The sequence below is a fragment of the Candidatus Accumulibacter vicinus genome (genome assembly GCF_000584955.1).
Lineage (GTDB): Bacteria > Pseudomonadota > Gammaproteobacteria > Burkholderiales > Rhodocyclaceae > Accumulibacter > Accumulibacter vicinus.
Genome location: NZ_JDSS02000007.1, coordinates 20481 through 30254, shown reverse-complemented (window position 1 = coordinate 30254; position 9774 = coordinate 20481). Strand labels below are relative to the sequence as shown.

Annotated in this window: 11 protein-coding genes; 9 read left to right on the top strand and 2 right to left on the bottom strand. The window is 61.8% G+C overall.

Annotated features, from left to right (window positions below; all coding sequences use genetic code 11):
* The 3 genes from panB to panD all read left to right on the top strand — a co-directional run.
* A partial coding sequence (panB, locus tag CAPSK01_RS02140) for a 3-methyl-2-oxobutanoate hydroxymethyltransferase (protein ID WP_273702911.1) occupies window positions 1–606 on the top strand: 606 nt, incomplete at its 5' end.
* A gap of 94 nt (window positions 607–700) precedes the next feature.
* Window positions 701–1546 (top strand): pantoate--beta-alanine ligase, encoded by an 846-nt coding sequence (gene panC, locus CAPSK01_RS02135; RefSeq protein ID WP_034921803.1) that lies wholly within the window; start codon window positions 701–703, stop codon window positions 1544–1546.
* A gap of 60 nt (window positions 1547–1606) precedes the next feature.
* Window positions 1607–1990: an aspartate 1-decarboxylase gene (gene panD, locus CAPSK01_RS02130; RefSeq protein WP_034921800.1), complete on the top strand. Its 384-nt coding sequence runs from the start codon at window positions 1607–1609 to the stop codon at window positions 1988–1990.
* Between the two features lie 101 nt (window positions 1991–2091).
* Here panD and CAPSK01_RS02125 read toward each other — a convergent pair whose 3' ends face one another.
* Window positions 2092–3414: an NYN domain-containing protein gene (locus CAPSK01_RS02125; protein ID WP_034921797.1), complete on the bottom strand. Its 1323-nt coding sequence runs from the start codon at window positions 3412–3414 to the stop codon at window positions 2092–2094.
* A gap of 69 nt (window positions 3415–3483) precedes the next feature.
* A complete protein-coding gene (gene yaaA, locus CAPSK01_RS02120) occupies window positions 3484–4266 on the bottom strand; it encodes a peroxide stress protein YaaA (RefSeq protein ID WP_034921792.1) in 783 nt (260 codons plus the stop codon).
* Window positions 4267–4403: 137 nt separating this feature from the next.
* Between yaaA and CAPSK01_RS02115 the strand changes: the two genes are divergently transcribed.
* From CAPSK01_RS02115 to CAPSK01_RS21430, 6 genes are all read left to right on the top strand, one after another.
* Window positions 4404–6392, top strand: coding sequence for a site-specific recombinase (locus CAPSK01_RS02115; protein ID WP_034921787.1), 1989 nt, complete (start codon window positions 4404–4406; stop codon window positions 6390–6392).
* 197 nt (window positions 6393–6589) lie between these two features.
* Complete coding sequence (locus CAPSK01_RS02110) at window positions 6590–6994, top strand: DUF2934 domain-containing protein (protein ID WP_273702910.1); 405 nt, start codon at window positions 6590–6592, stop codon at window positions 6992–6994.
* 59 nt (window positions 6995–7053) lie between these two features.
* A complete protein-coding gene (locus CAPSK01_RS02105) occupies window positions 7054–7524 on the top strand; it encodes a carbohydrate-binding protein (protein ID WP_034921782.1) in 471 nt (156 codons plus the stop codon).
* 21 nt (window positions 7525–7545) lie between these two features.
* Window positions 7546–8907: an erythromycin esterase family protein gene (locus tag CAPSK01_RS02100; protein WP_273702909.1), complete on the top strand. Its 1362-nt coding sequence runs from the start codon at window positions 7546–7548 to the stop codon at window positions 8905–8907.
* A gap of 73 nt (window positions 8908–8980) precedes the next feature.
* Window positions 8981–9430, top strand: coding sequence for an OsmC family protein (locus tag CAPSK01_RS02095; protein ID WP_034921778.1), 450 nt, complete (start codon window positions 8981–8983; stop codon window positions 9428–9430).
* Between the two features lie 137 nt (window positions 9431–9567).
* The coding region (locus CAPSK01_RS21430; protein ID WP_273702908.1) for a CoA-binding protein at window positions 9568–9774 on the top strand (207 nt) is incomplete at its 3' end.

Below are 9774 nucleotides of genomic sequence, written 5' to 3'. Positions count from 1 at the left end.
GACATCGCCTCCCACACCGCCAGCGTCGCACGAGGCAGCCGGCGACCATTGGTGATCGCCGACATGCCGTTCGGCAGCTTTCAGGAAAGCCCACGACAGGCACTGCGCAATGCCGTGGCGCTGATGGCTGCCGGCGCGCAGATGGTAAAAATAGAAGGCGGCGTGGACATGGCCGAGACGACCCGCTTCCTCTGCACGCGCGGCATCCCGGTCTGTGCGCACGTTGGCCTGACACCGCAATCGGTGCACCAGCTCGGCGGCTACCGGGTTCAGGGCCGCGATGATTCCGGTGCTGCCCGGCTGCTTGCCGACGCGCTCGCGCAGCAGGAAGCCGGCGCCAGCCTGATCGTCCTCGAAGCCATCCCGCAAGCACTGGCGGCCGCAGCCACCGGCCAGCTCACGATTCCGACGATCGGGATCGGCGCCAGCCGGGAATGCTCCGGCCAGGTCCTCGTCCTGCACGACATGCTCGACATCTCGGCAGGCAGAAAGGCCCGCTTCGTCCGGAACTTCATGGCTGGCCAGCCATCGATCGCGGCGGCGATCGCGGCCTACGTTGCCGCCGTCAAGGAAGGCTCGTTTCCGGGTCCTGAACACTGTTACTGAGCCGGGAGAAGAGTGTCGATCCACAATACGGAACCCGCACAGCCAGGCGCCAGTCGGCCTGTCCTTCCAGTTTGAAAGAGGTTCAGCAAACACCATGCAGATTCACACGTCGATCCCAGAACTGCGCGCAGCGCTGCAAGCGCGTGGCCGTATCGCCTTTGTCCCGACCATGGGCAACCTGCACGCCGGGCACATTGCGCTGATGAACGACGCGCGCCGCCACGGCGATTGTGTGGTCGCCAGCATTTTCGTCAATCGCCTGCAGTTCGGGCCAAACGACGACTTCGACCGCTATCCGCGCACCTTGCAGGCCGACTGCGAGAAGCTCGCTGCAGCCGGTGTCGAGATGCTGTTCGCACCGAGCGAGGCGGTGCTCTACCCCGAGCCACAGCAGTACCATGTCGAGCCGCCTGCGATCCAGCATCAACTCGACGGAGCATTCCGTCCCGGCCATTTCCGTGGTGTCGCCACAGTGGTCCTCAAGCTGTTCAACATTGTCCAGCCGCAAGTGGCACTGTTCGGCAAGAAGGATTACCAGCAACTGATGGTTCTGCGCCACATGACGCAGCAGCTCGCCTTGCCGATCACAATCGTCGGCGGCGAGACCGTGCGGGCCGAAGACGGCCTGGCACTTTCTTCGCGTAACGCTTACCTGTCGGTCGGTGAACGTGCCGAGGCACCGCGCCTGCATCGCCTCCTGATGCGTCTCTCTGCGGCGGTGCATGCCGGCGAACGCGATTTCGTCAAACTCGAGCGAGAAGCGTCCGGCGAGCTCGATCAGAATGGCTGGAAAACGGACTATGTGGCCGTGCGCCGACAGTCCGACCTGCAGCTCCCGCAAGACTCCGACGAGCGGGCACTGGTGGTGCTTGCAGCCAGCCGCCTGGGTGCTGCGCGACTGATCGACAACGTCGAAATCACGCTGGCGAATGGCCATTGACAGGTCGCCATTAGCCGCTACAATTCGCTTCCCCGAACAACTCTCAACCGGTGAAAATCCATGCAGAGAACCATGCTGAAGTCGAAGCTGCACCGCGTCAGCGCGACCCACGCCGAGCTTCACTACGAAGGGTCATGCGCGATCGACGAAGACCTTCTCGATGCCTCGAACATCCGTGAGTACGAGCAGATCGACATCTGGAACGTAAACAACGGCGAGCGCTTCACCACCTATGCGCTACGCGCCGAGCGCGGCTCCGGCGTCATCTCGGTCAATGGTTCAGCCGCACGCCGCGCTGCGCCGGGTGACATCCTGATCATTGCCAGCTTCGCGATGTATACCGAAATCGAACTCGCGAAGTATGCTCCGCAACTGATCTACGTCGATACGCAGAACCGGATTGTGCGTATCGCCGGTGCAATCCCGACACAGGCCGCCGCCTGAGTGTCAGGCCGGCACCGAAAAGCCGCGACATCTGTCGCGGCTTTTTTATGGTGCGTCGCTGACACGACTTGGCCGGTAACGGCGCGACCGCGACCGACGGATCAAGCCGTTTCCGGCAGCACTTTCGGTTTGCGCGGGCGGCGACTGCGCGTGGCCGGCTTCTTGACTGCATGGTCTTGCGCGTCATCAGCGGCCGGCACGGCGGCGGTCACCTCCTCGACAAGCCCCTTCTCGGCCACGGGAATGCCTGCCTGGCCAGCCTCGGCAGGTACTGGCACCTTTTCGCCGGCTGGCGCTGCCGCGACTTCCTGAACGGACTCAACCCGCTCCGCTGGTGCCACTTCGGGGGGCACAACACATTCCGTCGACCCTGTCTCGACGGCGTCGATCGGCACCTCTTCCGGTTTGGCCGCCCGTGGCTGCCGGACCCGTTTGGTTCCTTTCTCGGTCGCCTTGCGCCGGCTTTCGCTCTTGCGACGCGCAGCCGCCGGCTCGCTTGTTTCTTCGGTCGTGGCCGCCTCGGGTTCAATCGGTTCGCTCGGCGGCGGCACGACTGGCAGTGGCTCGGCGACGACCTCGGTGAGGGCTTCGGGTCGAGCCACCATCCCGTTGCTGCGAAACACGTAAGTCCCCGATTTTTCATCGCGACCGATCTCGAGCAGGCCGCGTGCCTGGGCCTCCTCAAGCAGGTTGCCGAACGCCCGGAAGCCATAATACGACTCGCTGAAATCGGGCTTGCGCCGCTTGATCGCTTCCTTGAGCATCGACGCCCAGATCTTGCTGCTGTCGCCACGCTCGGCAACCAGTGCATCAAAGGTGGCAACGGCCAGCTCGATGGCCTTGCTGCGGCGTCCCTCGAGTTCCTGCCTGCGTTGCGCATCCTCTTCCGGCGAACGCCTGACCACCGGCTGCGCCTCCCTCGAATCCCGTCGCGCCGAACGCTGCATCTCGCGCACGAGGTCGTCATAGAAGATGAACTCGTCGCAGTTGCCGATCAGCAGATCCGAGGTCGACTGCTTGACACCGACGCCGATCACGTACTTGGCGTTTTCCCGCAACTTCGAAACCAGTGGCGAAAAGTCCGAATCACCGCTGATGATCACGAAGGTATCGACATGTGACTTGGTGTAGCACAGATCCAGTGCATCGACGACCAGCCGGATGTCGGCTGAATTCTTGCCCGATTGGCGCAGGTGCGGGATCTCGATCAGCTCGAAGCTGGCCTCGTGCATGGTGGACTTGAAACCCTTGTAGCGTTCCCAGTCACAGTAAGCCTTCTTGACGACGATACTGCCCTTGAGCAACAAGCGCTCCAGGACCGGCTTGATGTCGAACTTGTCGTACTTGGCATCGCGAACGCCAAGGGCAACGTTCTCGAAGTCACAATACAGCGCCATGATGGCGGTTTCGGGCGCAACGGCCATGATCCATTCTCTCCCCAGGTTGATGTGCCACGCGCAAGCGGGGCGACTTGAAACGCTTGCCGAACGAAGTCAGGCCACCAGGCGACGCCGAAACACCCAGGCGCTGTCGCTCGCGGATTCTTCCGCATGCATATAGACGTAACCCTCGCCGGTAAACTCCTGCAGGCTGGCCGCCGTCGTCAGGCGATTGACGATTGCATAACGCGCCATCAAACCGCGTGCCCGCTTGGCGTAGAAACTGACGACCCGGAACCTGCCACCGCTCCAGTCTTCGAAGACCGGTCGAATCACCGGCACCGAGAGCCGCTTCGGCCGGATCGCCTTGAAGTATTCCTCCGAGGCAAGATTGACCAGGACTTTTGCGCGCGCATCGTGCAGCGCGGCATTGATCGCGTCGGTGATGCGCTCGCCCCAGAAGGCGTAGAGGTCCCTGCCGCGTCGATTGGCCAGGCGGGTCCCCATTTCCAGCCGATACGGTTGCATCAGGTCGAGCGGGCGCAGCAGTCCGTAGAGACCGGAGAGGATGCGCAGGTAACGCTGCGCGAACTGCAGCTCATCGGGTGCCAGCGATGGTGCGTCGAGCCCGTCGTAGACATCGCCATTGAAAGCCAGGACCGCCTGTTTGGCATTGTCGAGCGTGAACGGCCGCGCCCACTCGGCGTAGCGGGTGACGTTGAGCACCGCCAGTGGATCGCTGATCTTCATCAGGCTGGCGAGCTGCGCCGGCGACAGCGTACGCAACTGGTCGATCAGCTCTTGCGAGTCGTCGAGAAAGCGTGGCTGGCTATGCTCGGCGACCGCCGACGGCGTCTGGAAATCGAGACTCTTGGCGGGAGAAAGGACGATGATCATCTGCTGGTTCCAGTCAGGGAGGATTCCCGGCACATGCTAAGATTGAGCAATTGTAATCGACGGCGATCGAACGGCGCGGCTTCCTGCACGACTTCTGCCATGCCTGCCCGCTCCCGCTTTGCGAAAGCGCCTGCGCCATGGAACAACTCCTCAACCGCCTCCTCCTCCCGGATGCTGATCTGACTTCCTTGCTCGCCCTCCTGGTCGATGAAATCCGACCTGTGAAGGCGCACGACTTCGAGACCGCCAGACGAAATCTGCAAGCCCTCTGTTACCTTCTCGGCATCCACCCCGAGTTACGATCGGCTTTGAGGGCTGCCTTCAACACGCTGTTGAGAACGCATCGGCACATCGAGCTGTACACCACCACCGGCATCCTGCCGAATACCGGATTCGCTCCCGAAGGTTTTCGCCGCATCGGCCACAAGCTTCTGCCCGAGGTGCTCGACCCCGGTTTGCTGCGCAGCGTCCTGCGTCGGGCCTTCGACCGGCCGAGTGACCGGCACTGGGTGGCCGGCGTCGGCGAAGACGCCTGGCTGCGACTGATCGAAGCCATTCGTTTCGACGAGGAGCCGGCCAGCGAGACCTTTCCACACTCGCTACTCGAACTGCTCCGCTCGCTGCGCGTGCTGTCGTACGGGATTGCCGCCTGTGGCATGGAACCGGAACTGTTGCGGCTGGAACCGTCACTGGTGACCCACGAATCGCCCTTCGTCGCACAGAATCTGGAGATGGCCGTCTATATCGAGGCCTATCCGGAAAACTGGGGCAAACCCCCAAGCGAAGACTGCGACGATCGGCACCTGCGCGTTTTGTTCAGTCAATGCCAGGAGGTGATCGAACGGGTGCGCAGAAATGCAGCCCGCAATGGAACCAGCATCCGCCTGACCTATCAACTACAGCGCCTGCGGCAACTGTTGCGGCGCAGTGAGCATCTGCTCGACATTCTCGCCGGCCTGCACAGCAAGGGGGTCCAGGCATCGGCCCATCCTCCGATCGTCAGCCTGTTCATCCGCCTGGTGAACGACGAATGCCAGCGCAACGATCTCGGCAGACACTGGCGGCAGAACACCGAACTGATTGCCTTGCGGGTGACCGACAACGCCAGTCATCATGGCGAACACTACATTACCGAAACGCGCGCGGAGTACTGGTCGATGGCACGTTCGGCAATGATCGGCGGGGTGATCATCGCCGGCATGGCCTGCCTGAAAATCCTGCTCGCCAAGGCGGCCTTGCCACCCCTGACCGGCGCGCTCGCCTTCTGCCTCAACTACGGGCTTGGTTTCTGCCTGATCCACATCCTGCATGGCACGGTCGCCACCAAACAACCGGCAATGACCGCCAATGCGATTGCCGCAAGCCTCAGTCACAGCAGCGACAAGTTGCGTGACATCGAGGCCCTGACCGACCTCATCGCACGCACCTGCCGCAGCCAGATCATCGCCATTCTGGGCAACGTCGGCATTGCCATCCCGCTCGCCGGGTTGCTTGCCTTCGTCATCTTCAGCAGCAGCGGCGAGCACTTCATCAGCCCCGAGAAATCGCTGCATCTGCTCGAAGAGCAGAGCCTGGTGCACAGCGCGGCCGTGTTCTACGCCGCCATCGCCGGCGTCTGCCTGTTCATCTCCGGACTGATCAGTGGCTATTACGACAACTACGCGGCCTACAACCGCATCCCCGAACGTATCCTGCAACTCGGCTGGCCGCAGCGCCTGTTCGGCGCAGCGCGCATGCGCCGTGTTGCGGCCTACATCGGCGACAACCTTGGTGCGCTCGCCGGCAATCTGCTGTTCGGTTTTCTGCTCGGAGGAACGACCTTCTTCGGCCTGCTGGTCGGGCTGCCGATCGACATCCGCCATGTCTCCTTCTCTTCGGCATTCATTGGCATTGCTTTTGTCGGCCTCGATCTTGCCCCGGATCTGTGGTTGCTCGCCTGGGCGATGCTTGGCGTTGCCGCGATCGGTTTCATGAATCTCACGGTCAGCTTCGTGCTGGCACTCAATATCGCCCTGCGCTCGCGACAGGTCTCTGATCCGCAGTGGAAGAACCTGGCGCGATCGATCCTCTCACATCTGCGCCGACAACCCCGGGATTTCTTCATGCCGCCGCAGAAGACGGTCTGACGGCTGCTTCTGCCAAGGAGACCGGCCATTGCAAGCGGATCATCACCAGGCCGGAAGGCCGGAAGGCCGGATTTCTCGATTCGCCTTGACCGCGAAGCGGTATTTTTCTATCCTGCGAGAGTACCCATGAACGGTTGATTCGCGCCTGCAGCCCCCCATTCACCCCACTCCACCGACCTCAACAGCAAGGAATGATCATGACTGAAGCAAAGAGCACGACCAAGAGAGCCCCCGCCGCCACCAAGACGACAAGCACGACGGCAACGACCAGTACCGCCGTGAAAACGCCGGCGACCAGGGCGGCGACGGTAAAGAAACCGGCGACCACTGCTGCTGCCACCGCAGCGCCTGCCCCGGAGAAGAAGACCACAGCGAAACCGGCCGTCGCCCCCGTGGCTGCCGACATCGAGATTCTCCAGTCTGCGCCCACCGAGTGCGCGACGCCCGCCGCCATGCCGGCCAGGCCAAGCCCCGAGGACCGCTATCGCATGGTTCAGTCGGCGGCGTACTTCATTGCCGAGAAGGATGGTTTCCGCGGCCGCGATACCGATTACTGGGCGCAGGCCGAAGGTGAAATTGCCGCCCAGCTTGGCGAAGCATGAACGCGCTGTAGCCCTTCCAGCAGTTCCAACCAAGGTATGTTGACGGAGGGACCCACCCCATGCGCAAGCGCCTGATTGAAGACAAAAACCGGCAGAACACAGCGCCGGCGGACTGGCTCAGGCTTGAAGAACTGGCAGAGGTCGAAATCAGTTCGGAGGACGCCAGGCATCCGATCGAATCGGCACTTCTGGCCGAGGCAGGCAGCGGCTGGCGTGCCGCCGTTCCCGGCCAGCAGACCATCCGCCTGCTCTTCGCACAACCGCAGCAGCTTCGTCGCATCCGCGTCCGCTTTGTCGAGACCGCCGTACAGCGTACGCAGGAGTATCTGCTGCGCTGGTCTGGCGATGCCGGGCAATCGTTCCGCGAAATCGTTCGCCAACAGTGGAATTTCAGCCCGGAAGGTTCAGTGACTCAGACCGGGGAACATCGAGTCGATCTCTCCGGAGTGACGGTGCTGGAGTTGATCATTACGCCGGATATCGGTAACGAGCACGCGCTCGCTTCGCTGGCAGAACTGCGAATCGCCTGAAACACTCCAGTTGGTCCGAGGATGTTTTTCCGTCCGACGCCGCTGACCCGCTGGCGGTGGCCAGTTATCCGGGTTCTGTTGCTGCTCGCTTGCCAGGGACTCCTGGCGGACGAGAATGCGCAGCCGCCCGCATCGACAGTGGTTGCCAGGATGCGCGACAACGCTCGTGCCATCACCCACAGCGTCGGCGACTACGACCGACTGCTCGCTTCGATCGGCGATGCGAGCATCGTCCTGTTGGGCGAATCGACACACGGCAGCGCCGAGTTCTACGACGAACGTGCCCGCATCACGCAACGACTGATCAATGAGAAAGGCTTCCGGGCGTTGGTCCTTGAAGCTGGCTGGGCGCCGGCAACACAACTCGACGATTTCGTCCAGGGGAGGCTGCGCGCAGCGGATGCGACAACCGCCTTGCGCGTGTTTCAGCATTTCCCGCGCTGGGTGTGGCGAAATGAACAGTTCGCCGGTTTTCTCGAACATCTCAAGGAATTGAACGAGCGTGCGCCGCCCGCCAGTCCGGCCATCTCGGTATACGGAATGGATCTGTATGGTGTCCCGGAAGCGATCATCCAGGTCGTGCGCTACCTTGAGGCATACGATCCGCCGGCCGCCAGGCGGGCCAGACGCGACTACCGGTGCTTCGCTCCATACCTCCGGCCGCCGCTAGATCCACACCTCTATGGCCGCGACGTGGCCAACGGAGCCATGCCTTCCTGCGAAAGACCGGTGCAATCCCGCCTCACGAAAATGCGCAAACTGGCCGGACCCGATCCGGCACCGGCCGCGTTTGCCGCGCTGATGAGCGCGCGCGCGATCGCCGGAGCTGAAGCCTACTACCGGACACTGTATGCACTCGGCGCTCGCGAGTCCTGGAATCTGCGCGAGCGCTTTCTCGCCGAGTCGCTGCAGATACTTCTCGAACGACACGGCAAGATCGTCGTCTGGGCACATAACACCCATCAGGGGGACGCCCGTGCGACCGATCAGGTGCTGGCGGGTGAACTGTCGATCGGCCAACTGATGCGTGAACAGATGGGTGACCAGGCAGTTTACCTGGTAGGCATCACCACTTCCAGCGGCAATGTTCGTGCCGCGACCGGCTGGGGGACGCCGGACCGGGTCAAGCGTCTGAAACCCATGATCGAAGGAAGTTGGAGCCATCTGCTGCACGCCGTCGGCTTACCGGCATTCGTGCTTGTTTTTCGCGACAATGCCGATCTGATCGACTCGCTCGATCACCAGCGGCTCGACCGGGACATCGGCGTCACCTACCTGCCCGATGCGGAACGCGAGAAGCACTACTGGCACTCGTCGCCAGCAAAGCGCTTCGACGCCCTGATCCATATCGACACGACCCGCGCCGTAGTGCCTCTACGGTAGGCCTGATCAAAAGAAACTGTCATGGCAAAGCTTCCTTCCCTTATCATGTTTCACGTGATCGAAAGGCAAGCAGATGGCCAAGGATAAAGACAGTCACCCGGTCGTCGTCAGTGACAACGGTCTGGGACCCTACCAGCAGACGGTGCGCACCGGCCGGCATACCTTGCTCGCCGATGAGCCCGTCACCATGGGCGGCAACGACGCTGGCCCATCGCCCTTTGATTTGCTGCTCGCCAGTCTTGGCGCCTGTACCTCGATCACCCTGCGCATGTACGCCGAACACAAGCACTTGCCACTCACCGGCGTCCGCGTCGAACTGATGCACGACCGGATTGAGGTCGAAGGACAGGGCAAGATTGATCAAATTTCGCGCATCATCACGCTTACCGGCGATCTGACACGCGATCAGCGCAGCAAACTGCTGGCGATTGCCAATAAATGCCCAATGTATCGTATCCTGCATTCCGGCCTCCGCATCGACAGCGTACTCGCCGACCGCGATTCGGCACCACCTGTCGCCTGACGGTCATGACTTTTTCAGGCCCCAGATGAGGGAATGGTGGTCTTGTCACTAGCGACTTGCCAGACCATCTATGGTAAAATTGTTGCACCGCAACATCAACCTGTATGGCGTTTCTCGAACAAGAGACGAAAATCCTCATGCTAGAACATCACTACCTCACCACCCTCTTTGAACCCAAATCCGTTGCCGTCATCGGCGCTTCCGACCGTGAGAATTCGGTTGGCAATGTCCTGTTCAAGAACATTCTCAATTCGGGCTACAAGGGACGGTTGTACCCGATCAACACTGCCCACGAAACGATCCAGGGCGTCCCGACATACAAATCGATCGAAGAGATCAGCGCT